Below are 25053 nucleotides of genomic sequence, written 5' to 3' on the forward strand. Positions count from 1 at the left end.
CTATTGGGACGCTTTTGATTTTATTTCTTATTAGAAAGAAAAGCGAAGATGATGTCACTTCCTCCACTTTTAAACCAATTAGAAAAAACACCTTTCACGGTGTTTTTTCATGGCCAATTTATTTATATTGTTAAACTATTCTTCTTGCTCGAAGTGCCCGATGAAGCGGATTTTAATATTTTATGATGGTAAATATAAGAGCCGGCTATCAATATATACCCGATAATGAAAATCAGCCATCCACTGGCAGGGTCGCCCACTGAAATGCTTGAATACATAGCCCCCGTCAAATCAAATACAAAACCGGCATAAGCCCATTCCTTGATTCTCGGAAAGCCTGGAATAAGTATTGCCACGACACCTAATAATTTGGCAATCCCAATAAAGGGCAGGAGGTAGGTAGGATAACCTAAATGATTAAATAAAGCGACTGCATCGGGAACAGACATTATATCCGGAATAGAACCCAAAACCATTAGTGCCACCAAAAGTCCTGTGAAAATCCAATATATAATTTTTGTTTTTTTCATTTATTCTCATTCCCTCCCTTAGATTGACATTTTAATCATATTCCACTTTTCTTTTTTTAATGCATTCTAAAAAATCTTAATCTTAAACAGTTGTGTCGCAATCCTTTAGGAATCAAGCTTGGCTGTAGGATAACTTGAGGAAAAGCGAGTTCGCCTTCAGGTATTTAGGGAAATATTCAGTTGACTTCAGAAATCCACTCCTTTTCCAATGCCAATAGCAGTGGTGCCACTTCTTATTCTCCGTTGAAGAATGAAAGAAATTATATTCCTCCTTAGGATATAGATGAGGAACTGTGTCTGGAGCCAAACCAAAAGAATCATTATTAATGATGAAAGAGAGTGGTATCCAAATGATGGATGTACAACAAATTGTTTTATCTAGAACCTAACTCATTTAATACGATTATCCTTTCTGGATGTAAGGGCGAAAATAAACAAGAGAGGTCTTACTCTAGGTAGAGAAAGACCTCTCTTGTTATGTTAGGAAAGATATTCAGACATCTATCATCTATACTCTGAAATAGATTAGCTTGTAGTAACATTTAAAAAATGTTCGATCACAATTGAAACAGCCCCTAATGCAGGTGCATTTCTTCCTAATGAAGAGGGCAATAGTTCACACATACTTTCCAAATGAGAATTTACCCTAGAAGAAACCTCATTCTTAATGGTATTTAACACTATCGGGTGAGATTCGATAATGTTATTCCTCAAAATAATAGCTTGTGCGTCAAATGTATTGAGAATATTTGTTAAGCCAATACTGACGTAGAAGCCAAAGTTCTGGAGTGCATTTAAGACGGCTACATCATTTTTATTTGCACGTTCAACAATTTCTTTTCGTGACATATTCTTTTCGTCATTAGAAAAATAATCCAGTAATGCTTTTTCTGATGCATATAATTCCCAGCATCCTCGGTTCCCGCAGCTGCATTTGGGACCGTTAAAATCTATCGTCATATGGCCCATTTCTCCAGAAAAGCCATTTACTCCTTTATATAATTCATTATTAATAATAATTCCGACTCCAATTCCAACGTTAATACTGATGTAAATGATGTTTTCATAGTTTTTAGTAACTCCAAACACTTTCTCACCGCATGCGCCTGCATTAGCTTCATTTTCAACAAAAACTGGTACATTGAACTCGCTTTCAATTAAGAGTTGCAAATCTTCAATATACCATTCCAAGTTGGGCATGAAAATAATTTTTTGATTGCTATCTACAAGACCTGGTACACAAATACCTATTCCCACCAAACCGTAAGGAGAGTCGGGCAAATGAATGATAAAGTCATGTATAAGTGCAAACAGAATTTCTTTCACTTCACCAGCTGAAGGGCTAGACAAGTCAGAAGCCTTCTCAAGGATAATGTTGCCTTCTAAATCGGTTAGAATTCCATTAAGGTAATCAACACCTATATCGATACCTATTGAATAGCCTGCATTTTTATTAAAAACAAGCATCACAGGTCTTCTGCCGCCACTAGATTGTCCTGCTCCAATTTCAAAAATAAGATTTTTTTCAATTAATTCATTTACTTGGGAAGAAACAGTGGATTTATTTAACCCTGTAATCTCAGAAAGGGCTGCCCTTGAGATTGGTGAGTTTTTTAAAATTTCATTTAAAATCAACTTTTGATTCATTTTCTTTACTAATGCTTGATCTGCTATCGGAATGATAATCGCTCCTTTGTTTTACCATTGGACTAAGTGTTTTTTTGTTTAACAAAAATATAGTATGGAAATAGTATATTTCATATTATAACGTTAATTTTAAAAAAAAAACATTGAAATAACTAATTATTTTGTATATCATGAAATAAAGTTAGTTTATTGACACAACAAACTTTCTCGTTTCATATTTCTGAAGAAAGTTTTTCACTTTAATTAAAGGGGGAAGTAACACATGATTCAAACTGATACTAATAAAATTAATTATTTTGAAAGCGTAAACAAAGTCTCATATGAGGGAAAAGATTCTAAAAATCCTTTAGCTTTTAAATACTATAACCCAGAAGAAGTAGTAGGCGGTAAAACAATGAAGGAACAACTACGATTCTCAGTTGCTTACTGGCATACATTTACAGCTGATGGGACAGATCCTTTTGGTGCAGCTACGATGCAAAGATCATGGAATAAATATGATGGAATGGACTTAGCAAAAGCTAGAGTAGAGGCAGCTTTTCAACTTTTCGAAAAATTAGGGGTTCCTTTCTTTGCGTTTCATGACCGAGACATCGCACCTGAAGGAAACACATTGAAAGAAACGAATGAAAATCTTGAAGTAATCGTTAGCATGATTAAAGAATATATGAAAACAAGTAACGTAAAGTTATTGTGGAACACAGCTAATATGTTTACAAATCCTCGCTTCGTTCATGGTGCAGCAACTTCTTGTAATGCAGATGTATTTGCTTATGCAGCAGCCCAAGTAAAGAAAGGACTCGAAACGGCAAAAGAATTAGGAGCAGAAAACTATGTGTTCTGGGGCGGCCGTGAAGGCTATGAAACACTGCTCAATACAAATTTAAAGTTAGAGTTAGATAACTTGGCTAGATTTATGCATATGGCTGTAGATTATGCTAAGGAAATTGGATTTAAAGGTCAATTCTTAATTGAGCCAAAACCAAAGGAACCAACAACGCATCAGTATGACACCGATGCAGCTACGACCATTTCGTTCCTAAGACAATACGGATTAGATAACCATTTTAAATTAAACCTTGAAGCTAACCATGCTACTTTAGCTGGGCATACGTTTGAACATGAATTACGCGTAGCCAGAGTTCAAGGCTTCTTGGGATCAGTGGATGCAAACCAAGGTGATCCTCTTTTAGGATGGGATACCGATGAGTTCCCAACAGATCTATATTCTACAACTTTAGCAATGTATGAGGTCCTACAAAATGGAGGATTAGGTAGTGGAGGGTTAAATTTTGATGCAAAAGTGCGCAGAGGTTCCTTTGAACAAGAAGATTTAGTATATGCTCATGTGGCAGGAATGGATGCGTTCGCTAGAGGTTTAAAAGTGGCTCATAAATTATTGGAAGATCGTGTTTTTGAAAACATCATTGATGAACGCTACAGCAGTTTCAAAAAAGGAATTGGTCTTGAGATTGTTGAAGGAAGAGCCAACTTCCAAACACTTGAGCAGTATGCATTGAATAATCCAAACATTACGAATAATTCAGGAAGACAGGAACGATTAAAAGCCACCTTAAATCAATATATTTTAGAAGTTTAACGGATAAAAGAGAGTAGAAATAAATTCTGCTCTCTTTTATAAAAGTGGAGGAATCAAGATGAAATATATTATAGGAATTGATCTAGGAACGAGCGCTGTCAAAACTGTTTTAGTTAATACAAAAGGTGAGATCTGTGCAGAAGCTTCTAAAAATTACCCTCTTCTGCATGAAAAAACAGGATATAGTGAACAAAATCCAGAGGAGTGGATTCAGCAGACTGCTAGTGCTTTAAATGAGCTAATCTCCAAATCCGGTGTAAGACCAGAAGATATAGATGGAATAAGTTATTCTGGGCAAATGCACGGTCTCGTACTGTTGGATAAGAATCATAATCTCTTACGTCATGCTATTTTATGGAACGATACAAGGACGACAGCACAGTGTCATCAGCTATATGAAATGATTGGGGAGAAACGTCTTTTAGAAATAACAAAAAATCAAGCTTTGGAAGGATTTACACTACCTAAGCTGCTATGGGTTAAAGAGCATGAACCGGAGATATTTGATCAAGCAGCTGTATTTATGCTGCCTAAAGACTATTTACGCTTCAAAATGACAGGCTTAATTCATAGTGAATATTCAGATGCTGCCGGTACATTATTGTTGAACGTGGGTGAGAAAAAATGGAGCGAAGAGCTTTGTCAATTAGTGGGCATTGATATCAGCATTTGCCCATCGCTAGTGGAATCCAGTGAATGTGTCGGAACAATTAATGAAGAATTCTCTCAAAAAACAGGGCTAACATTATCGACTAAGGTATTTGCGGGTGGAGCTGATAATGCTTGTGGAGCAATTGGAGCTGGTATTCTATCATCAGGAGAAACGTTATGCAGCATCGGGACATCTGGTGTCGTACTTTCTTATGAGGAGCGAAATGATAGGGACTTTGCTGGGAAAGTGCATTATTTCAATCATGGAAAAGAAAATGCTTTTTATACGATGGGAGTTACATTATCTGCTGGCCATAGTTTAAGTTGGTTTAGAGATAATTTTGCTGAAAATGAGTCATTTGAAGAACTACTGGCTGATATAAACAATGTTCCAATTGGTTCAAATGGGCTTCTATTTACTCCATACTTAGTTGGGGAACGAACACCACATGCAGATGCTACTATACGTGGAAGCTTTATAGGAATGGATGCTTCTCATAAAAAGAGGGATTTTACAAGGGCAGTCATTGAAGGAATTACCTTCTCATTAAATGAATCAATAGAAATTATTCGAGAAAATGGAAAAGAAATTACGTCTATTGTATCAATTGGCGGGGGAGCAAAAAACGATAGTTGGCTTCAGATTCAAGCAGACGTTTTTAACACGAAAATTATAAAACTATCTACTGAGCAAGGACCGGCGCTAGGGGCAGCCATGTTAGCCGCTTATGGATGTGGGTGGTACAACTCATTAGAAGAATGCGCAGATTTATTCATATCTACTTCAAAAACATATCAACCTAAATTAGAAAATGTTTCAGTGTATAAACAACTTTATGCTTTATATAAAGAGGTATATTACCAAACAAAAGACTTAAGCAAAAGGCTGAATCAATTTAGCAGAAAGTAACTGGTTGCATTTGAATCATGCATCCCTTTCCTCGAAAAGGAGAGTAATATGAAAATAGAAGAGGGAATTTTCGGTGAAATAAATAGAGAATTGGTAAAGGGGCTTACATACCACCTCGCTGAGAATGAAGGGAGAACTCATTTACACGGTGGTCCTGAGGGATTCCATAACGTAATCTGGAAATCCTCTACTAGTGAGAGTGTAGATGAGGCTAGTGTGACATTTACTTATATGAGTCCAGATGGAGAAGCTGGTTATCCTGGAAATCTTGAGGTAAGCGTCGTTTACACTCTCACTGATAATAATGATCTTATAATAACCTATCATGGTATTTCAGATAAAAATACGTTATTAAATTTAACCAATCATACTTACTTTAATCTGAGTGGCAATAAGAAGATATCTTACAGCATGAATTAACTATGAAAAGTGATAAGTTTTTAGAGCTTGATCGGTCCTTACTGCCAACAGGTAATTTAATAGACGTTGAACATACACCTTTTGATTTTAGAGCGGGAAAGCGAATTATTGAAGGAGTAAAATCCAAACATCAACAAAATGAAATAGTTGGAAATGGGTATGACCATCCATTCTTATTAAGTGAAAATCATCAAAAGGAAATTTGTTTGGTTAATCCTTCTAACGGACGGAAAATGATAGTGGAAACAAATGAGCCATATGTTGTTTTATATACGGGAAATATGTTAGAAGATACTTTTCTAATTAGAGGAATTCCTTGTCAAAAACACCTTGACTTATGTTTCGAAACTCAACATCCGCCAAATGCCATTCATAATCAGCAATTACCTTCTATTTTATTAGAAAAAAATAAAGAGTATCATTCTAAAACTCGTTTTACGTTTACCGTCGAGTAAAAACCTTTGGTATTCAATGGTCTAATGTTGTTTTAGTGAAATGAAAATTTACAATGGAAGGGAGGATAAAAGCAGTTAGTAGAATGAGTGAGGGAAGAAGTCCTTCTTGTTCATTAATTTTGAAAGCGCAACCAAAAGTATGCGCTTTAATATTAAATAGACTTCATTCATAACTGTTTTTAGTAAAACATGAAGCAAAAACGAAACTCATTATATATCTTTTCGATTACATTAGTCGCCGCAATTGGAGGATTACTGTTTGGTTATGATACAGCTGTAATTTCTGGAGCAGAAGAATCTTTAAAGGTTTATTTAATCGATAGCTTAGGGTTAGGACCTTTGGCACATGGCGTCACCGTATCAAGTGCTTTAATAGGGTGTATTATCGGAGGATTAATTTCCGGCTATTTTGGATCAAGATTAGGACGTAAAAAATCACTTATACTTGCAGCGATTCTTTTTATAGTATCAGCATTAGGTGCTTCTTATCCCGAATTTTTATTTTTTACAAAAGGTGAACCAACACTTTCTTTATTACTAGCTTTTAACTTTTATCGAATTATAGGGGGGATTGGTGTTGGATTAGCGTCTGCCATTTGTCCAATCTATATAGGAGAAATTGCTCCGGCTGATATTCGCGGCAGATTGGTATCATTTAATCAGTTTATGATTATTTTTGGTATGTTAGTCGTTTACTTTGTAAACTGGGGTATTGCAAATGGTGAAACGTTGGAATGGATAAATGATGTAGGATGGAGATACATGTTTGCTTCAGGAGCGATACCAGCTTTAATCTTTGCTGTACTTTTGTTATTAGTTCCAGAAACACCTCGCTATTTGGCAATACAGAATCAAGATCAAAAAGCTTTAGCTATACTTACAAGAATCAATGGATCTTCAGAAGCGAAAGCGATTTTGAGTGATATTAAAAAAACGACCACTATCAATATTTCTTCCGAAAAATTATTCGCTTATGGAAAATTAGTTATTATTGTAGGTGTACTGCTTTCAGTATTTCAACAATTTGTAGGTATAAATGTAGCCTTATACTACGCACCGCGTATCTTTGAAAGCATGGGAGCAGCTAAAGATTCTTCTATGCTGCAAACCATTATTATGGGATTAGTAAATGTTATCTTTACAGTTATCGCGATTTTAACAGTTGATCGATGGGGAAGAAAACCATTATTAATAGTAGGTTCTATTGGAATGGCAATTGGTATGTTTGGTGTAGCAAGCATGGCCTTTTCTAATATAATTGGAATAGGGACGCTTGTATTTATCGTTATTTATACAGCTTCATTTATGATGTCGTGGGGTCCGATCTGCTGGGTGCTAATTTCAGAGATTTTCCCTAATAAAATTCGAGGTCGGGCTGTAGCTATTGCTGTAGCTGCCCAATGGGCGGCTAACTATTTTATTTCTTCTACATATCCTATGATGATGGAATATAGTGGGGGACTAACATACGGTTTCTATGGTTCAATGAGCGTGCTTTCTGCCTTATTTGTTTGGAAAATGGTTCCTGAAACCAAAGGCAAGACTCTTGAACAGATGGAGAATATATGGAGAAGAAATGTTAAAAGTTCAGATGATAGTCAAATTATTTAAATAGTAAAATTCACTTAAACTGGACACAAAATATAATATAAAAGGATTCTTATTGTTGGGATAATAAGTATTGTTATTTCAGGGTTTTTATCGGAGCATGGACAGGTGGACAACAACAAAGAGCAAATTTTCATTCAGAAAAACAAAAAGTCTGATCTTTAGGACGAAAATAGCATTAATCCCAGGTCTCAAAGCTGTAATTCTGTTTGGGTCTTTGTAAAATAATACTTTGCTCTTCAACTAATGGATCTCTTACTTTAAAAAGGAAGGTTGCTGAGGCAGCCTTTTTCTTATGGTACTAACGGGGAAGGATAGTTGAAGTGTACTGTTGGATCTTTATTCAACAATTGGCCATATTCTGGAGTAAGAAAGGAAATCAGATGCTTCATCTGGAATTTGTAAGTTATGCCTGAAAAGAGCATTATTTTAGTAAAAGGGGGAGAGGGGTGGATAAGTTATTACAAGAAATCATAAATTGGGTAAGAATGACTGCTGAACAGATTGTTATTGGCATTTCAGGACATGGTGCTGCTGGAAAAACGACGTTTGCCAATAGGCTCGCAATCCTACTAAATCAAAATGAAGTGAATTATATTAATGCAGATCCATATATTGTTAGTTCGAACATACGAAAACATGCAGTTATCGACTATACATATCAAAACGAAAATCATCGTTATAAAATGACGGCTTGCCATCCATCAGCTCATCATTTGCATTCTTTAGAAAGAGATATTCAGATGGTTAGAGATGGTTTAGATTTATATACAATAGATACGCATTATATGAAAAGTGAGTTAATTTCTTCGAAAAACAAAGTAACGATTGTAGAAGGAATGAGTGTCGCATTTATTAATCCAGATTTATTTGATTTAAAAATTTACTTCTATACAGATAGTGAAACGGAATTAATTAGAAGGTCGAGCCGTGATATTGTTGAGAGAGGAACCAATTATTTAAGGCAGTCTCATGAAGAACGTCGGATTCAGTACGAAGTATTTATGCATCCATACAGTCAGCGTTTTGATATTATTATCAAAACTTTTGATGAAGCAATATGTCTAGAAAAAAATACATTTGAATTTAAATGCAAATAATCAACTATTTGTTGTGTTTAAACGGGTGCGTTAGCTGAAGATCGGAGTAATGGAACTATCGGGGCAGGATAAGGGTTTGTTTATTTTTATATTTTTAAGAGAGATAATATTTTGTTTTTGGAGGGAATTATGAGGGAAATTACTTTGTCTAATGGAAAAACAGTTGAAGTCGAATGTTTAAGTTGTGCTTTAACAAGTGGGGAAATAGAGCCGGATGGTTGTGTAATAGTCGAAACTGAATATTTTCATGCTCACCAAGACGTTGCATATCCCATTAAAGGTTTAGTAATTTTAGCCTCAAAACGCCATATTAAGTGCTTGGACGAATTAAATGACTTAGAAAAGGTTGATTACATAAACTTATTATCTAAGATTAGAAAGGCTCAAAGGGAAGTATTAGGGATAGAACATGTTTATTACTTTTATAATGAAGATACTACTCACCATTTTCATACTTGGATGGTTCCTCGATATGAATGGATGTACGATTTTGGACGTTCTGTGGAATCTGTTAGACCAGTTTTGCTCCATGCAAGAAACAAATTGAATAATGATGAAAATGTAAAAAGTGTAATGGATGGAATTAAGGCTTTAAAAAAAGAACTATACACTTAATCCTTCCTTGTCCCACTAACAGTTGCTTTGGCAGCTCTTTTTCTTATGCAACAATCGGTGCAGGGCAGGTTAAAGAAGGGATTTGGACTACGAATAAAAGACATTCTGTTTTCAAGAATGTCTTTTATTAATTTAGTATTGTATTTTAAGCTTTTCTTTTTCAACAATATCCTTAGCAATATCTTCGATGGTTACATTTTCCAGTGCCTTTTCCATAGCAATTTGAGCCGCTGACAACACAGGAGTGATCGAATCTTGAATGTTCCTGCCCACAAGGCAATCAGGGTGCGGATTTTGATGCATACTAAACAATTCTTTTTCCTGCACAACATCGACCGCCTTATAAACGTTAAGTAATGTTATATAAGAAGGTTCCTTGGCTAGTTTTGCCCCTGCAATACCAGGTTGTACTTCAATTAACCCTGCCTTTTTTAACATACCCATAATTTTTCTTATCAAGGTTGGGTTCGTGTTTACGCTCCCCGCTAAGAACTCCGATGAGCTTATTCCCTCTTTATTTAATTCAATAAGAGCTAATATATGAACACCAACGGTAAATCGGCTGCTGATGGACATATCATTCACCTACCTTTTACTTCATCGCAAAGTTTATTACACGGATAATCATGTATTTAATTTGATTACAACGTATTATACCTTAAAATTTGAAGAAAATATAAAAGGTTTATAAATTGGTTGACAAGACAAATGCATGTATCTATTATAAATACATGTATTAGATATAGATACAGGTTAATGGATGTTTAATTTGAATATAAAAAATTATTGGAGGAATCCCAAATGAAAATATTAGTAACAGGAGCAACAGGAAAGTTGGGAACGAAAGTTGTAGAAACCTTATTGAAAACTGTACCAGCTAATCAACTGGCTGTAAGTGTGCGAAATCCAGAGAAAGCTGAAGAATTAAGAACTCGCGGAGTAGACGTACGTCAAGGAGATTTTGATCGTCCAGAAACATTGGATACAGCTTTTGCAGGAATTGATCGCTTGTTAATTATTTCTGCGGATGGAGACAACGAAACAAGGATACGTCAGCATTCAAATGCGGTAGTTGCGGCAGAGCGTGCTGGAGTTAAATTTATTGCTTATACTAGCTTGGCCAATGCAAAGGAAAGTAAAAATTTTCTTGCTCCAACGCATCAGGCAACAGAAGAATCCATTCTGAAAACAGGCATTCCATACTCCTTCTTACGCAACAACTGGTATTTGGAGAATGAAATTTCAAGTATTCAAGGTGTTCAAGCAGGAGCTCCTTGGGTGACATCAGCAGGAAATGGCAAGGTAGGATGGGCACTACAACAAGATTATGCAGAAGCTGCGGCATCGGTACTATCTGGTAACGGACATGAAAATACAATCTATGAGCTTTCAGGCAAGTTATTGACTCAGGAAGAACTTGCATCTGCAGTTGGTAATGTATTGGGTAAAGAAGTACCTGTTCAACAGGTTGATGATGCTACTTATGCTGATATTATGAAAAATGTTGGCTTACCTGATTTCCTTATTCCTATGCTCGTTGATATCCAAAAAGGCGTTCGAGAAGGCACCCTTGAAGTAGAAAGCAATGATTTCGAAAAACTTCTTGGACGGTCAGCTACACCAATTAGTGAGGGCTTAACTCAAATCATTAAAGGTATCTCTTAAACAGCATAATTGAACTTAGTTTAAATTAGAAAGGTCGGTCGGTTTTAAATATAAGAATCATGCAACGCCAATAAGAGATTACTTGTATTCAATATGTAAAATGTTCATGGGGAAGGTTGCTAAGGCAGCCTTTTTCTTATAGAGCTAAAGGGGCAGAATAGTTGAAGACGGATAGGGAAAGACAACATCCACCCAGCGATTAATTTGGTTGATGGAGCTAACAAGACGCTTAACGATCACATCTCGGTTAGCCATAAGGACACGAAGTTTTTCAAATGATCTGAAGTGGAACGAATGAAGGCATAGTAGCCATTCTTTACCATATCAGCGATGACAAGGGCATCTTTTTTATCACTTTTGGATTGCGTATTATCACGATTTTCTTTGTTTCTTTTGACATTAAGGATTGACCGTAACGACATCCATGTTTTGTTTGACTAGCCACTTTGAGAGGTTCATCCAATAATGACCGGTAGGTTCCATTCCGACTATCGTGGTGTCTAGGTTTTTCATGTGTTTTAGTTCCTTGATCCAGTTTAGTATCTAGTAAAACTATGCTAGAGTCCCTGGAGATTGGATTGTTCCTATGCCGGTCAACTTATCCTTAAAAGATGCATGGTTTTTGGAACAGCAGGGTTTACGGCTGACCTTTCTATCATAGCTTTAGAGGAGAAAGGTATGGATATAATTAAAAATCCTAGGATTCTAGTCACTGGTTCAACTGGTGGAGTAGGTAGTATTGCTTTACAAATTTTATCTAAAATTGGTTACAAAAATATTGCTGCATTAGTTCGAAAAGAACACCAAATAGAGGTAGCTATATCTTTAGGAGCTACCGATGTCATTTTTGTAAATGAATTAGGAGTGCAAAATAAACCATTATATAAGCAAAAGTTTGACTTTGTCCTAGATACTGTTGGTGGGGAAATTGCTTCTGTATTAATTCCTCAAATTTCTTATGGTGGATGTATGAGTATGTGTGGGAATGCAGGTGGTATAAAACTAACATCAACAGTATTGCCGTTTATACTTAGAGGAATTAACCTTTTGGGAATTGCTTCTGTAAATGTACCAATAAAAGATCGTGGTTATATTTGGGAGAAAATAGTGAATGAATGGAATATTTCTCAAACTACTCTAATAAGTGAAATTTCACTTGAAGAATTACCTCAAACGATTGAAGCGATTAAAAATGGTCACCATTTGGGAAGAACAATTATTAAATATTTAAAACATTTAACCTTTTTCAAGAAGTAAACAACGCTTATCTTAGTTAGCTGAAGATCAGAGCTGTCTTTAAGGCAGCTTTTTCTTATGGAACCATCGGGGCAGCTAGTTGAAGAGTACATAAGGAGTTATTCAACAATTGGCCAGATTGCGAAGGAAGAATTGCGCTGACTTACAAAAGGTAAATTAGTAAGGATAAATAGTGGTGAACCGAAAAGAAGGCGCTTTTAAGTGAAACTATTATTTGGAATTTAATGCATAAGCCCCTTTAGTTTAAGTAGAAACCTTCAAAGTCTCAATGGACGGGATCATGGTCCCAAGCACCGTACGTCCTACCCTGATGTAAACCATTCGATGGCTATTGCCAAAGAAGAGATCTTCGGCCCTGTTGTAGCGGCAATGCCGTTTGATGATTTAAATGATTTGATTGTAAAAGTAAATGATTCCGATTTCGGTTTAGCGTCTGGAATTTGGACACAGGATATTAAGAAAGCTCACTACCTCGCACAACGGATTTAAGTGGGTACAGAATGGGTCAACTGCTATAATGCATTTATGCAGCAAGTCCATATGGCGGCTACACGCAATCTGGTATTGATCGTGAAATGGGAAGTAACGTATTAGTTAACTATACAGAAGTGAAGAGTGTCTGGGTGAACATGGACTAAGTCCTCCAACTCTTCCATTTTATATAAAATCATTTTAGTAAGAGGTGAGACGTGTACGGAACGTGTGACAACGTTTATACATGTCTTTTTTTGTAGCAGACTAACAAACCACTTTAACCTCTTATATTTAACCAAATGGCATAAGGGAGACACCTTCTTTTTTAAAGTGGTCCATATACACATGTCTAGTTAGGTACTAATAAAATTCCTTGATTTAAAAAGTAGAAAAAGTGCTAGGACATGTAAGTTATGTCTAGGGACATTTAAAATTCAGAAAATTATAATAAGTTTATCGAATTAAAAAAGAGGAGGTTATAGTCAAAAGAAAATATTCAACCTATTACGTTAGCAGAACGTAGGCTCCTTGCCAGCTAGTTGAGCAACAAACTTCCAATGGAAGGAAACTAGGATACGCCCCATCGCTTCATGGAGGTGGCTTTTAAAAAATGGAAAGAAGGTGTATCCCATAAAAGCATGAAAAGGGGTATTAATCGCCGAGTTTATTGGCTGCTTTATTCTGATTTTCTTTGGTGCTGGCTGTGTCGCTGCTCTTGTCTTAAATGATGCCCAATACACGATTTAGGGTTTAGCCATCATTTGGGGAATAGCGGTGAGTTTGGCTCTATATTTAACCTCAGCGATTATAGGGGGAGGACTGTATCACTCTCTCATTGGAAAGTATCTACCTTCTAAAGACACTGCGTCTCTGAAAATAGTAAGCACTCAGGAAGAAATTACTGCTTCTACGGAAACACACATCTTAAAAAATTATCTAACCAAATACTGATAGAAAGAGGGATATTTCTTATGCTGCGTTCAAAACGATTTGAGATTTTAGAAGAAAGACCCGTGAATAAAGATGGATTTGTCAAAGAATGGCCAGAAATGGGATTTGTTGCAATGACAGGTCCTAATGATCCAAAGCCTTCTATCAAAGTAGAAAAGGGCACGATTGTAGAATTGGATGAAAAAAGACGAGAAGACTTCGATATGCTCGACCAGTTTATTGCCGATTATACGATTGATGCAAGCGTAACGGAAAAAATCATGGCTCTTGACAGCTTGGAAATTGCCCGAAAACTTGTGGATATTAATGTCCCTCGTTCAGAAATCGTAGAGCTGTCAAAAGGACTCACGCCAGCAAAAGTGTTGGAAGTACTTAATCATATGAATGTCGTGGAAATGATGATGGCTTTACAAAAGATGAGGGCAAGAAAAACGCCGTCCAACCAATGTCATGTCACGAACGTGCGTGATAATCCTGTCCTCATGGCGGCGGACGCTGCAGAAGCGGGAGTTTACGGATTTGATGAACAGGAAACAACTGTTGGAGTTGTTCGTTATGCCCCCTTCAATGCGTTAGCATTACTCGTTGGTTCCCAAACCGCGAGAGGAGGAATCTTAACACAGGATTCATTAGAAGAAGCGACAGAACTTCGTTTAGCCATGCTTGGATTAACGTCTTACGCTGAAACCATTTCAATTTATGGCACAGAGTCTGTGTTCATGGACGGAGATGATACCCCATGGTCCAAATCATTTTTAGCCTCTGCATATGCTTCACGCGGTGCTAAAATGCGCTTTACATCAGGTACAGGTTCAGAAGTGCAAATGGCCGGAGCTGAAGGGAAATCAATGCTCTATTTAGAAATTCGCTGCGTGATGATGGCCAAGGGAGCAGGCGTGCAAGGGCTACAAAATGGTTCCATTAGTTGTATTGGTATACCAGCCTCTGTACCGAGCGGAATCCGCGCCGTGTTAGCAGAAAATTTGGCGACTACCTTGTTTGATATGGAAGTAGCATCAGGAAACGACCAAACGTTTTCCCATTCGGAAATCCGACGTAGCGCTAAAATGCTGTGCCAAATGCTACCTGGTACAGATTTTATCTTTGCTGGATTTAGTGCTGTACCGAACAACGAGGATATGTTTGCAGGATCAAATATGGATTCCAGCGATCTGGATGATTACTTGATTCTTCAGCGCGACATGATGGTGGACGGCGGTTTAAAACCAGTAAGCGAAGAAGAGGTAATCAAAGTCCGTTATCAAGCGGCGAAAGCGTTGCAAGCTATTTTTGATGAGCTAGGATTCCCGGTCATTACAGATGAAGAAGTGGAAGCTGCCACTTATGCCAACAGTAGCGAAGATATGCCGAAAAGAAACGTGGTAGAGGACTTAAAGTCGGCCGAGCAGATTTTACAGGATGGGATTTCAGGATTTGACATCGCGCTTATTTTAGCGAAACGCGGATATCGACAAACAGCTGAACGGATTTTCGATTTGTTAAAACAAAGGGTTGCTGGTGACTATTTGCATACATCAGCCATTATCAATAAGGATAATGTGGTGATAAGTGCGGTCAATGATGAAAATGACTATAAAGGACCTGGAACGGGCTATCGCCTTAGTCCGGAAAGATGGGAAGAAATCAAAAACATTCGTCAAGCTATCAGTCCGAAAGACTTTGATTAAAGGAGGGAGCAAACATGACGGTACCAACATTTTCTATTGAAATGAAATTAACAGAAATTGGGACGCCAGCAAAAGGAACGAACGCAAGAGAAGTGATAGTAGCCTTAGGCCCAGCTTTTGGAAAAGAGATGAATAAAACAATCGTGAAAGTTGATCACGCTTTGGTTCTGCGTGAAATCCTATCTGGAATTGAAGAGCAGGGAGCCGTTCCCCGGGTGATTCGTAGCTTGCGAACGGCTGACTTAGCTTTTATGGCGCATGGAGCAGCCCAAATAAGTGGTTCAGGTATCAGCATTGGCTTGCAGTCGAGGGGAACGATTGTAATCCACCAGCGCGATTTGGATCCGCTAAGTAATCTTGAATTATTCCCTCAATCTCCAGTCATTACGTTAGACATGTACCGGGAGATTGGACGGAATGCTGCCATGTATGCGTTAGGGGAAAGCCCTAATCCAGTACTGGTAGTAAATGACGAAATGACACGTCCTAAATATCAGGCGGCAGCTGCCTTGCTTTATTTAAAAGAGTGTCAGTCACTGGTTCCAGAACAGAAGCCAGTTGAATTGAAAGCCGAATTTTTCATAAAAGAATAGGGGGATGAACATGGAAAATACAATGAAAGAAAAAACAGAATTTCTAACAAAAGAAGACTATCCACTAGGTTCAAAAAGGCCGGATTTATTGTTTACACCTAGAGAACAGGCTTACAACGATTTAACATTGGATGCTGCTTTAAAAGGAGAGATAACAGGAGCTGATTTACGTATCAGCCCCAAAACGCTTGAAATGCATGCAAACATTAGTGACAGTTTAGGAAGAACACAACTCGCGAAAAATTTTCGCCGAGCAGCTGAAATGATCAAAATATCTGATGCCCGTATACTAGAAATCTATAATGCTTTGCGCCCGAACCGTTCTACGAAAGAAGAGCTTTTAGCGATTGCCGATGAATTAGAAGAAGAATACGAAGCGACAGAAAACGCAGAATTAATCCGTGAAGCGGCAAATGTGTACGAAAGACGCGGAAGATTAAAGAAGAATGAGGACTAAAGGTGTGGTCAAAAAAATTTTAGCCGGTGTAGATATCGGCAATTCATCCACTGAAGTGGCAATCGCGTGTGTGGAGGAGGACCATGCATATTTTCTTTCCCAACATTTAGTCAAAACTACGGGTATTAAAGGAACGACTGATAACGTGAAGGGCATCCGTCTTGCTTTGCAGGAAGCGGTCAAAAAAGCAGATATTGAGTTGAAGGATATTGATCTTATCAGATTGAATGATGCTGTGCCAGTCATTGGCGATTTGGCCATGGATCTTATTAGCGAAACGATTATCACGGAATCGTCCATGATTGGCCATAATCCGGATACCCCAGGCGGAGCCGGTTTAGGTGTTGGGACAACGGTTTTAATCGATCAATTGTTGAACGTCGAAGAAAAAGAGCAGGATTATATCGCCGTGATTCCTAATTTATTTGATTATGAATGGGTGGCTCACCGCCTAAATCAGGCAAAAAGCGTAGGAATTTCTGTTACCGGGGCAATTGTACAAAAGGATGATGGGGTGTTAATACACAATCGACTGTACAAAAAAATTCCTATCGTCGATGAGGTTGCGTTGATTGATAAAGTTCCTCTTTTAAAGTTGGCCGCGATTGAAGTTGCTTTACCAGGTCATGTCATTCGAACATTAAGTAATCCATACGGGCTCTCTACTGTCTTTCAGTTGGATCCGGACCAGACGTTACAAATTGCTTTAGTCGCTAAAGCATTAGTTGGCAACCGTTCTGCCGTAGTAATCCGGACACCGCAGGGGGAAGTCGTTGAACGGAAAATAGAAGCGGGACGATTCATGTTAATTGGGACAAACAACCGGCAGCTAGAAGTATCCATTAACGATGGGGCAGAATCCATTATGAAAAAGTATGAAAAACTGGAAACGCTGATAGACGTCAAGGGAGAAACAGGAACTAATGTCGGAGGGATGTTTAACGGGCTCCGTCATGATTTAGCTCAACTCACCGGACAATCACCCCTTGAAATTACCATCTCAGATCTTCTAGCGGTTGATGCGGTAATCCCGACCTCCATTAGCGGTTCCATGGCGGGTGAGCTTTCCATGGAAAGTGGCGTCGCATTAGCCTCCATGGTCAAAACAGATAAAGTGCCGGTCCAAAAAGTGGCTTCTTTATTGGAAAAAGAAATGGGCATCGAGGTTGAAGTGGGAGGAGTTGAAGCGGAAATGGCCATCCGCGGGGCCTTAACGACTCCCGGCACGAGAAAACCAATTGTCATTCTCGATATGGGCGGTGGCTCAACCGATGCTGCCATGATGAATGAATCCGGCAACATCATCTCAAGCCACTTGGCTGGTGCAGGAGACATGGTAACGATGCTGATTAATTCTGAACTCGCATTGAGAGACAAGGAACTAGCTGAAAAAATAAAAAAATTCCCTTTAGGAAAAGTGCTGAGCTTGTTCCATATGCAACTAGAAGATGGAACAATGTTATTTTCTGAAGAGCCTTTTCCTCCGTATACCTTCGGAAAAGTAGTCATTCGGGAAGAAAAAGATCTCACGCCATTATCAACCAAGGTATCCATGGAAAAGGTCAGGGAAATACGCCGCAGCGCCAAGCGAAGAGTATTTTTAACGAATGCTCTGCGTGCGCTTAAGCGAGTAATCCCAACAGGCAATTTAAAACACTTGTCCTTTGTTGTCATGGTGGGGGGATCGGCACTTGACTTTGAAATTCCACAAATGTTGACAGAAGAACTAGGTAAGTATGGTATCGTTGCCGGTTTTGCCAATATTCGCGGTACAGAAGGCCCAAGAAATGCGGTGGCAACCGGTTTGGTCTTATCCTCTATCAGGCATGAGGTATTCAAATGAATAAACGAGACGTATACATTACAATTTTATATAACAGCGCACTTTCCCCTAGACAAATTCAAGAAGTGTGTGCGGGCTTGGAAGAAGAAGGGGTTCCATTCTTACTTCAAGAGGGGAACAAAGCAAGTAGTTTTATAGAACTAGGGTGGGAAGCAGCATCTATATCCCCTTTGCAAGTTGGTATAGGCATTGAACAAAATGGCGATTTATGTTTACATCACGAAAAATTGAAACCAGAAGAACCCTATTTACAGGACAGCCTTCAAAACGGGCGCAGATTAGGAAAGAACGCGGCTCGTCTAATCAAAGGCTTACCCTTAATCTTTTTAATAGGAAAGGATGAAAAATATGGAGCAGATTAATTTAGAATTAGCAAAAAAACTAATTGAGGGTGCTGAAAAGGTAGCAAACGAAATCGAAGTCCCTATGGTCATTAGCATTGTGGATGAAGGAGGGAACTTCATAGCCTGCCATCGAATGGATGATGCTTTATTGGTCAGTGTGGATATTGCCCAAAACAAAGCCTGGACCTCAGTAGCAATGAAAATGCCCACAGCAGACTTAGCTCAGGCAGCAGGAATGGGAAAAGAACTTTACGGTATTAATACAACCAATAATGGACGGGTTGTCGTGTTCGGCGGAGGCATTCCTTTACACAAAAAAGGCCGAATTATTGGGGCAATTGGCGTAAGCGGCGGCTCGGTCGAGGAGGATATACGAGTAGCCCAAGCGGCTGTTAATGTGCTGAATGATATAGAATTAACTTCTAGTCTCATCAGATAGGGTCCGTATGGTATTCATTGGAGGTCTTCCTGCCATCCAGTTAATAATATCCTTGGAGCCAACGATTCAATCTGTTTGGTTCCAAGGATATCATCTGTTTGATGAAAGTTAAATTGGTTAGTATGTTTGAAATGAAAGACAAAATAAAGAGATTGCAAAAAATGAAGATTTACACAAAATCCGGTGATAAAGTTGAAATAATATCCTTGTATATGGAAATAGAATGTAAAAAGGCATCTATTTCTGTAGAAGCTTAAGGAACGGGTGGTGAAGCTAATTCCATGATTGGATTAGCTCTTTCGTTGTATTGGCCCGTTATGTGCATTTACCATCACTTTATCGAAGGAGACAATATACTTTTTAGCTAGAGAGGAATAAGCTATAATGATAGGTATAAATGTTACAAAAAGTGTAAATTTCACAATATAAAGTAAATTGATAAGGAGGTACATGGTGAATGCATTTACATTACGGAGCATTGTGAATGTTGAGACTCTTCAGGAAATCCAGGAGCGATTTTCCGATGTGACTGGTTTGGGAGTCATCATTGCCGATGATCAAGGAGTGCCTGTCACCAGTCCAACTAATTTCACAAATTTTTGCAAACATATGCGTTCCTCACAGGAAGGAATGCGATGCTGTGTATGGTCTGATAAAAAGGTGGGACAGATTGCGGCTAAACAAGCAAAGCCAAGCATCCATTATTGCCATTCTGGTCTAGTTGATATAGCTGCTCCTATTGTTCTTAACGATAAACACCTTGGATCTGTTCTGTGTGGCCAGGTGTTACTAGAAGATCAAGATGAAAAGCAGTTGGACAAGATTCGAGAGAAAACAAAACACTTGCCAATTGATCAAGAACTCCTCCAACTTTATTTTGAGAAGATTGAATTTACAAGTCAAAAAAAGATCGAAGCATCAACAGAAATGCTGCAGCTTGTTGCCAATTATATCGTCAAATTGGGCGCTAATAACCTTGTACAAGAAGAGCTAAATGAGAAGAATCAAAAACTAATGGAAGAGATAAAAGTTCGTTCCAGACTGGAGAAACTCCTTCAGGAAACACAATTAAAGGTATTGCAATCACAGATTAATCCGCACTTTTTATTTAACACTTTGAACACCATTTCACGACTTGCCTATTTAGAGAATGCGGAACAGACACAAAATGTGACGTACTCGCTAGCTAAAATCATGAGATACAGCCTGCGAAATATAGACCAGCTTGTTTCATTAAGGGAAGAACTGGATTACACAAGAAATTACTTGAATATTCAACAATCTCGTTTCCGTAATCAAATTCATTACGAAGAGATAATAGACTTTGATACAGAAGCCATAAAAATGCCCATTCTTTCTATCCAGCCTATAATTGAAAACGCTATCATCCATGGATTTGAGCCACAGGATAGTAGAGTGGTTATTAATATTCACGGATTTTTAGTAGATAACCACGTAGTGTTAGAAATTTCTGATACAGGAGTGGGGATGACGGAAGAAAAAGTAGCCTCTATTTTTTCGCATTCAGGAGTGGGAAAAAACAGTCATACCACAGGAATTGGGATGAATAACGTACAAAAACGAATTCAATATTATTTTGGAGAAGAGTACGGGATTACTGCCATTGAAAGTCAACCAGAAGTTGGTACAACGGTGCGGCTCGTCCTTCCAAATTCAGGAGGAGTTTTGTATTGAATGTGATGATAGTGGATGATGAACCATTAGAACGGGAAGTATTAACGATGATGATTAATAGAGAAAACCTCGCAATAAGCCACTTATTTGAAGCTAAAAATGGAGCGGATGCTGTAGACCTGGCGAAGCAAAATCGCATGGATATCGTTCTAATGGATATTAAAATGCCTATTATGGATGGCTTGGCAGCAGCAGAAATAATCAAAAACGATGTTCCAGACTGTCGCATCATTTTCCTTACAGCGTATGATGAGTGTGACTTAGCCAACCGAACGAGTAAATTGGAAGCAGATGATTATTTATTAAAACCAGCTCATCAGAATGAGATCAGACAAACATTAATTAAATATATACCGGTGGTAAAAAGCCCGGCTCCACCCTCTTTAAAAGCATCCTGCACGCATGACGATGTTGTAACCCTTATAGAATATATAGAAAACCATCTTCATTTAGATTTAAACTTAGACACATTATCTAGATTAGTTTACCTTAACGGTCAGTACCTCAGCAGACTGTTTAAACAAGAGACGGGCTGCACTATCACTCACTATATAACGTCCCGTCGGCTGGAAAAAGCGAAACAGCATCTTAGCTACAGTAGGGAAACTGTAATGGAAATAAGCGAGAAATGCGGATTTACCGATTCCAATTATTTTGCTAGGGTGTTCAAAAAATACGAAGGAATCACACCTACGCAATTTCAGCAGAAATCTCTTTTGTCAAGAAAGAAAAGAATCAATACATTCAATAATTTTGTGATGTAAAGTGGATTTTTTGCAATGGAACACAAGAAAGAGTTGAATTACCTGGAGGCACACCGGCTGGATCGTCAGCTGGTGCGTTCATGCATGGAGAAAAAAACATCCTTTTTTCTCGATTTAGAGCAGGCATCGAGCCTGCATGACGGTTGCTTGATGCAACCTCTAAAACTTACAGTAGCGCCTTCGGGTAGAAGGAACAATTTTCTGAGCAAATATTCTACGCTCGTAATAAAAGTCAGAATGTTACTCCTTAGCTTTCTTCTTACTTTATCTTTACCTTAACAATTTTTCCTCCAGCCTTTTTACCCGCCTGTTCCATTAGTATTTTTAATTCACATGGGGTACGCTAATCAAAATAAAGGCGTTCACGTTGAGGCCATGATGTAATTAGGGCAAAAAAAAAAGAGACACTAAAAGAGTCTCTTTTTTTTTGCCTTGTTTTCATGGGGCAAGTCAGTTTAATAATATAAGAATTTTTTATACCTTGGAAAATAGGTTGGATTTAGCCTTGTTAATTCAAGATGTTTTTTTTGATAGGCGATTTGTAATGGTATCTTCTTGTGGTGAAGTTTGCCGTATATAAAAGGCAAGTATGAATGCAACTATGGTCAAACCTGTTGCTATCATGAATGCATCATCCACTCCCATTACGCTGCCTTGTTTAATGGCCATCGCCATTTGTGATGTATTTTCCGGTGATATGTTCCTTTGAGATAAGATTTCCTGAACATGTTTCGTTCCTTGGTTTGTCATGATGGACACGAAGAATGCCATGCCAACAGCACCTGCCACCATTCTCAATGTATTGACCATTGCTGTGCCATATTTATTTAGGCTAAGTGCCAATTCGTTTAATCCGGCTGTGAAGATAGGCATCATCAGTATCGACATTCCGAACATTCTAATGGTATATACCCACACCACATAAGAATAGGACGTATCTGTTTGAAGCCGCGTTAAAAGATAGGTTGTAATGATAGTGATGGCAAGTCCGCTCACCGCAAGCCATCTTGCACCAAATCGATCAAACAGCTTACCTGTGATAGGAGACATGATCCCCATTAAAATCCCGCCAGGCAATAGCATGAGACCGGATTCCATCGGAGTGAACCCACGGATATTCTGCATATAGATTGGCATGATGATCATTCCAGAGAACATACCCATGGTTGCGATGATGTTGATGATTGTCGTTAAAGTGAACATCCGATACCGAAAAATTCTAAATTCCAAAATAGGATGAGAGACAGTAAATTGCCTCCAGACAAATAAAACTAAACTGATTCCTCCAACAAGGAACATCGTCAGTACTTCGGGACTGCCCCAGCCCTTGGTACCGCCAGTAGCAAATCCATATAGAACCCCGCCAAATCCGATAGTGGATAGAATTACACCCAGTTTATCTAGTTTAGGCCGGCTGGTTTTCCCTACCTTTTTAATGATGAAAATGGCAAATATGAAGTCAAGCAGGGCAAATGGGAAAATGATAAAAAACAGAACCCGCCAAGAATAGTTTTGGATAATCCATCCTGATAGTGTAGGTCCTACAGCTGGGGCAAAATTCATCGCGATACCAAATATGCCCATTGCGAAACCGCGTCTGTTAGGCGGAAATAAAGTGAAAATCACATTTGTGATCAACGGGAACAAAATCCCCGCACCTGCTGCTTGAACCACACGTCCGATCAATAAGACGGAGAAGCTGGGGGCAATTCCGCATAAAAAAGTTCCTAAGGCGAAGAGTCCCATCGAAGCTAGATATAATTGTCTTGTATTAAATCGTTCCATTAAAAAAGCGGTAATCGGGATGACAATCCCATTGACCAATAAGAAGATAGTAGTAAGCCAATTCGCTGTTGCAGCTGATATGTCAAAATGAGTCATTAATTGAGGCAATGCGATATTGATTAAAGTCTGATTTAAGAAAGCAACTAGAGCACCAGCCAGCATCACCGCAAACATGGGACCTGTACGGATTTTAGTGATGGCTGTTTTGTCGTGATTCATTATTATGGCACGTCCTTTCCGCTAGGATAGTACAAATTGTACTGCCTGCTATTTTTAAAAGTTTTAGAAACTAATTCGTCTCACGAAGTATTAGTGTAAACCCACCTATATTTTCCGATAAAATACAGCATGTAAGGAGATTCACCTCAATTACGGCTTTTTTGAGGTGTTTATTCTTTATTAACCACTCACTTGACAATATTTCAGGATACATTATCTCTTGGAAATCCCCCAGGTTAACATCCATTCTACAGGTATATCATATTTCAAACAATAATCACTCATATATTACTTACAATGTACCAGAGAAATTTGTGTACTAGGTATAAATACTTTAACATTCTACCATTCGTATTCATTAAAAAATAGTTAATTAATGTTGAATAATAAAATCACGACTTTTCCGTATTTTGCGAATAATTATTTTTTAAATATTCAAAATAATTATTGCAATCAATGTATTGGTTAATTATAATACAAAGCATAACAAATAAAAAGTCATTATGAGGGGGTGAAATAATTGAATATTGCAGGGATGAATATAACTTTTAGGCATTTCCCTTTTCATTATTTTTTGGATTGCATGGACAACCTTGGGATTAATAGCATTGAGTTATGGGGTGGGGAGCCACATTTGTATGTTTATCGAAATATATTAGGAAATATAAGGAGTTTGAGAAGGGAAATTAAGTCTAGAAATATGAAAATCATTTGCTATACTCCAGAACAATGTATCTATCCTTATAACATTGCATCCTCGGATGCTCATTGGCGAAAAAAAAGCATGGAGTATTTTATGGAAAATCTTTATGCCGCGCTGGAGTTAGACACAAACATGATGCTTATCACTTCTGGAATAGGGGACTTTTCTGTCTCACAAGAGGAATCATGGAAATATGCCAGTGACTCAATCTTTCAATTAACCAAAGTAGCTGAGATGGAAGGTTTGATTCTTGTTTTAGAGCCATTGACAAAGTACGAATCCAATCTTGTAATCGACTCAAAAGGGCTAAAGAAAATGTTAGAGGAAATCCAATCTACTTCATTAAAAGGAATGATAGATACGGTTTCCATGCATCTGGCAGGTGAAACACCTGATGAGTACTATTCATTCCTTCCCGAATTAGGCCATTTTCACCTAATGGACGGAGATGGTCAATCAGATGCACATTTGGCACTGGATGATGGGGTTTTAAATTGGAGGGAATATTTAATAAGCCTTCAAAGCCATCGTTACAAAGGAAGTTGTACTTTAGAGATTATGGGTTCAAATTATTATCAAAATCCAAGAGATGCAATCAAGAAATCAATTGAAAAAGTTAGGGAATTGGGAATTTAATCAT

At 38.0% G+C, this 25053-nt stretch carries 22 protein-coding genes and 2 pseudogenes; 19 read left to right on the forward strand and 5 right to left on the reverse strand.

Annotated features, from left to right (window positions below; translation table 11 throughout):
• Positions 1-122 precede the first annotated feature (122 nt).
• Positions 123-530, reverse strand: coding sequence for a DoxX family protein (locus tag MKX49_RS07380; protein WP_340875865.1), 408 nt, complete (start codon positions 528-530; stop codon positions 123-125).
• Positions 531-1055: 525 nt separating this feature from the next.
• Positions 1056-2210: a transcriptional repressor XylR gene (gene xylR / locus MKX49_RS07385; protein ID WP_340878492.1), complete on the reverse strand. Its 1155-nt coding sequence runs from the start codon at positions 2208-2210 to the stop codon at positions 1056-1058.
• A 229-nt stretch (positions 2211-2439) separates the two neighbouring features.
• Between xylR and xylA the strand changes: the two genes are divergently transcribed.
• From xylA to MKX49_RS07420, 7 genes are all read left to right on the forward strand, one after another.
• Positions 2440-3777, forward strand: a complete 1338-nt coding sequence (gene xylA, locus MKX49_RS07390) for a xylose isomerase (protein WP_340875866.1) — start codon at positions 2440-2442, stop codon at positions 3775-3777.
• Positions 3778-3835: 58 nt separating this feature from the next.
• Entirely contained in the window at positions 3836-5338 is a 1503-nt protein-coding gene (xylB, locus tag MKX49_RS07395; protein ID WP_340875867.1) for a xylulokinase, read from the forward strand.
• A 48-nt stretch (positions 5339-5386) separates the two neighbouring features.
• Positions 5387-5758: an aldose epimerase family protein gene (locus MKX49_RS07400; protein ID WP_340875868.1), complete on the forward strand. Its 372-nt coding sequence runs from the start codon at positions 5387-5389 to the stop codon at positions 5756-5758.
• 2 nt (positions 5759-5760) lie between these two features.
• Positions 5761-6213: an aldose epimerase family protein gene (locus tag MKX49_RS07405; RefSeq protein WP_340875869.1), complete on the forward strand. Its 453-nt coding sequence runs from the start codon at positions 5761-5763 to the stop codon at positions 6211-6213.
• Between the two features lie 189 nt (positions 6214-6402).
• Complete coding sequence (gene xylE, locus MKX49_RS07410; RefSeq protein WP_340875870.1) at positions 6403-7824, forward strand: D-xylose transporter XylE; 1422 nt, start codon at positions 6403-6405, stop codon at positions 7822-7824.
• A gap of 446 nt (positions 7825-8270) precedes the next feature.
• Complete coding sequence (locus MKX49_RS07415; protein WP_340875871.1) at positions 8271-8921, forward strand: uridine kinase family protein; 651 nt, start codon at positions 8271-8273, stop codon at positions 8919-8921.
• A 129-nt stretch (positions 8922-9050) separates the two neighbouring features.
• On the forward strand, positions 9051-9536 hold the full coding sequence (locus MKX49_RS07420; RefSeq protein ID WP_340875872.1) for an HIT family protein: 486 nt from the start codon (positions 9051-9053) through the stop codon (positions 9534-9536).
• A gap of 132 nt (positions 9537-9668) precedes the next feature.
• Here the strand turns inward: MKX49_RS07420 and MKX49_RS07425 are convergent, their stop codons facing one another.
• Positions 9669-10112, reverse strand: coding sequence for an Rrf2 family transcriptional regulator (locus MKX49_RS07425; RefSeq protein WP_340878493.1), 444 nt, complete (start codon positions 10110-10112; stop codon positions 9669-9671).
• A gap of 225 nt (positions 10113-10337) precedes the next feature.
• On the opposite strand from MKX49_RS07425, the gene MKX49_RS07430 reads away from it, so the two are divergent.
• Positions 10338-11201 (forward strand): SDR family oxidoreductase, encoded by an 864-nt coding sequence (locus tag MKX49_RS07430; RefSeq protein ID WP_241637633.1) that lies wholly within the window; start codon positions 10338-10340, stop codon positions 11199-11201.
• A gap of 174 nt (positions 11202-11375) precedes the next feature.
• On the opposite strand, the pseudogene MKX49_RS07435 reads toward MKX49_RS07430, so the two are convergent.
• Positions 11376-11744: pseudogene (locus MKX49_RS07435) on the reverse strand (IS110 family transposase); the annotation flags it as partial.
• A 135-nt stretch (positions 11745-11879) separates the two neighbouring features.
• Here MKX49_RS07435 and MKX49_RS07440 point away from each other — a divergent pair.
• The 10 genes and pseudogenes from MKX49_RS07440 (at position 11880) to MKX49_RS07485 (ending at position 21706) form a co-directional block, all read left to right on the forward strand.
• Positions 11880-12458 carry a zinc-binding dehydrogenase gene (locus tag MKX49_RS07440; RefSeq protein ID WP_340875874.1) on the forward strand — a complete coding sequence of 193 codons (579 nt, stop codon included), beginning with the start codon at positions 11880-11882 and terminating at the stop codon, positions 12456-12458.
• Positions 12459-12755: 297 nt separating this feature from the next.
• A pseudogene (locus MKX49_RS07445) lies at positions 12756-13096 on the forward strand (aldehyde dehydrogenase family protein); the annotation flags it as partial.
• An 810-nt stretch (positions 13097-13906) separates the two neighbouring features.
• Entirely contained in the window at positions 13907-15571 is a 1665-nt protein-coding gene (locus MKX49_RS07450; RefSeq protein ID WP_340878494.1) for a propanediol/glycerol family dehydratase large subunit, read from the forward strand.
• 14 nt (positions 15572-15585) lie between these two features.
• Entirely contained in the window at positions 15586-16164 is a 579-nt protein-coding gene (locus MKX49_RS07455) for a propanediol/glycerol family dehydratase medium subunit (protein ID WP_241637631.1), read from the forward strand.
• Between the two features lie 10 nt (positions 16165-16174).
• Positions 16175-16621, forward strand: a complete 447-nt coding sequence (locus MKX49_RS07460) for a diol dehydratase small subunit (RefSeq protein WP_340875875.1) — start codon at positions 16175-16177, stop codon at positions 16619-16621.
• A 4-nt stretch (positions 16622-16625) separates the two neighbouring features.
• The gene (locus tag MKX49_RS07465) at positions 16626-18464 is read left to right on the forward strand and encodes a diol dehydratase reactivase subunit alpha (RefSeq protein ID WP_241637629.1); all 1839 of its coding nucleotides are present in this window, start codon (positions 16626-16628) and stop codon (positions 18462-18464) included.
• A complete protein-coding gene (locus tag MKX49_RS07470) occupies positions 18461-18826 on the forward strand; it encodes a glycerol dehydratase reactivase beta/small subunit family protein (RefSeq protein ID WP_095394189.1) in 366 nt (121 codons plus the stop codon). Before MKX49_RS07465 ends, MKX49_RS07470 begins: the two co-directional genes overlap by 4 nt.
• Positions 18813-19247, forward strand: a complete 435-nt coding sequence (locus MKX49_RS07475; protein ID WP_340875877.1) for a GlcG/HbpS family heme-binding protein — start codon at positions 18813-18815, stop codon at positions 19245-19247. Before MKX49_RS07470 ends, MKX49_RS07475 begins: the two co-directional genes overlap by 14 nt.
• A gap of 453 nt (positions 19248-19700) precedes the next feature.
• The gene (locus tag MKX49_RS07480) at positions 19701-20942 is read left to right on the forward strand and encodes a sensor histidine kinase (RefSeq protein ID WP_340875879.1); all 1242 of its coding nucleotides are present in this window, start codon (positions 19701-19703) and stop codon (positions 20940-20942) included.
• A 5-nt stretch (positions 20943-20947) separates the two neighbouring features.
• A complete protein-coding gene (locus MKX49_RS07485) occupies positions 20948-21706 on the forward strand; it encodes a response regulator transcription factor (protein ID WP_318262233.1) in 759 nt (252 codons plus the stop codon).
• A gap of 513 nt (positions 21707-22219) precedes the next feature.
• On the opposite strand, the gene MKX49_RS07490 is transcribed toward MKX49_RS07485, so the two are convergent.
• Positions 22220-23710: a DHA2 family efflux MFS transporter permease subunit gene (locus tag MKX49_RS07490; protein ID WP_323599256.1), complete on the reverse strand. Its 1491-nt coding sequence runs from the start codon at positions 23708-23710 to the stop codon at positions 22220-22222.
• Positions 23711-24230: 520 nt separating this feature from the next.
• Here MKX49_RS07490 and MKX49_RS07495 point away from each other — a divergent pair.
• Complete coding sequence (locus tag MKX49_RS07495; protein ID WP_340875880.1) at positions 24231-25049, forward strand: TIM barrel protein; 819 nt, start codon at positions 24231-24233, stop codon at positions 25047-25049.
• The last annotated feature ends 4 nt before the right edge of the window (positions 25050-25053 follow it).

The sequence above is a fragment of the Peribacillus sp. FSL M8-0224 genome (assembly GCF_038003055.1).
Classification (GTDB): domain Bacteria; phylum Bacillota; class Bacilli; order Bacillales; family DSM-1321; genus Peribacillus; species Peribacillus frigoritolerans.

Coding starts and splice junctions, on each gene's coding strand:
- MKX49_RS07380 (WP_340875865.1), bottom strand. CDS start 530: ATGAAAAAAACAAAAATTATATATTGGATTTTCACAGGACTTTTGGTG.
- xylA (WP_340875866.1), top strand. CDS start 2,440: ATGATTCAAACTGATACTAATAAAATTAATTATTTTGAAAGCGTAAAC.
- xylB (WP_340875867.1), top strand. CDS start 3,836: ATGAAATATATTATAGGAATTGATCTAGGAACGAGCGCTGTCAAAACT.
- MKX49_RS07400 (WP_340875868.1), top strand. CDS start 5,387: ATGAAAATAGAAGAGGGAATTTTCGGTGAAATAAATAGAGAATTGGTA.
- MKX49_RS07405 (WP_340875869.1), top strand. CDS start 5,761: ATGAAAAGTGATAAGTTTTTAGAGCTTGATCGGTCCTTACTGCCAACA.
- xylE (WP_340875870.1), top strand. CDS start 6,403: ATGAAGCAAAAACGAAACTCATTATATATCTTTTCGATTACATTAGTC.
- MKX49_RS07420 (WP_340875872.1), top strand. CDS start 9,051: ATGAGGGAAATTACTTTGTCTAATGGAAAAACAGTTGAAGTCGAATGT.
- MKX49_RS07425 (WP_340878493.1), bottom strand. CDS start 10,112: ATGTCCATCAGCAGCCGATTTACCGTTGGTGTTCATATATTAGCTCTT.
- MKX49_RS07430 (WP_241637633.1), top strand. CDS start 10,338: ATGAAAATATTAGTAACAGGAGCAACAGGAAAGTTGGGAACGAAAGTT.
- MKX49_RS07440 (WP_340875874.1), top strand. CDS start 11,880: ATGGATATAATTAAAAATCCTAGGATTCTAGTCACTGGTTCAACTGGT.
- MKX49_RS07455 (WP_241637631.1), top strand. CDS start 15,586: ATGACGGTACCAACATTTTCTATTGAAATGAAATTAACAGAAATTGGG.
- MKX49_RS07460 (WP_340875875.1), top strand. CDS start 16,175: ATGGAAAATACAATGAAAGAAAAAACAGAATTTCTAACAAAAGAAGAC.
- MKX49_RS07470 (WP_095394189.1), top strand. CDS start 18,461: ATGAATAAACGAGACGTATACATTACAATTTTATATAACAGCGCACTT.
- MKX49_RS07475 (WP_340875877.1), top strand. CDS start 18,813: ATGGAGCAGATTAATTTAGAATTAGCAAAAAAACTAATTGAGGGTGCT.
- MKX49_RS07485 (WP_318262233.1), top strand. CDS start 20,948: ATGATAGTGGATGATGAACCATTAGAACGGGAAGTATTAACGATGATG.
- MKX49_RS07490 (WP_323599256.1), bottom strand. CDS start 23,710: ATGAATCACGACAAAACAGCCATCACTAAAATCCGTACAGGTCCCATG.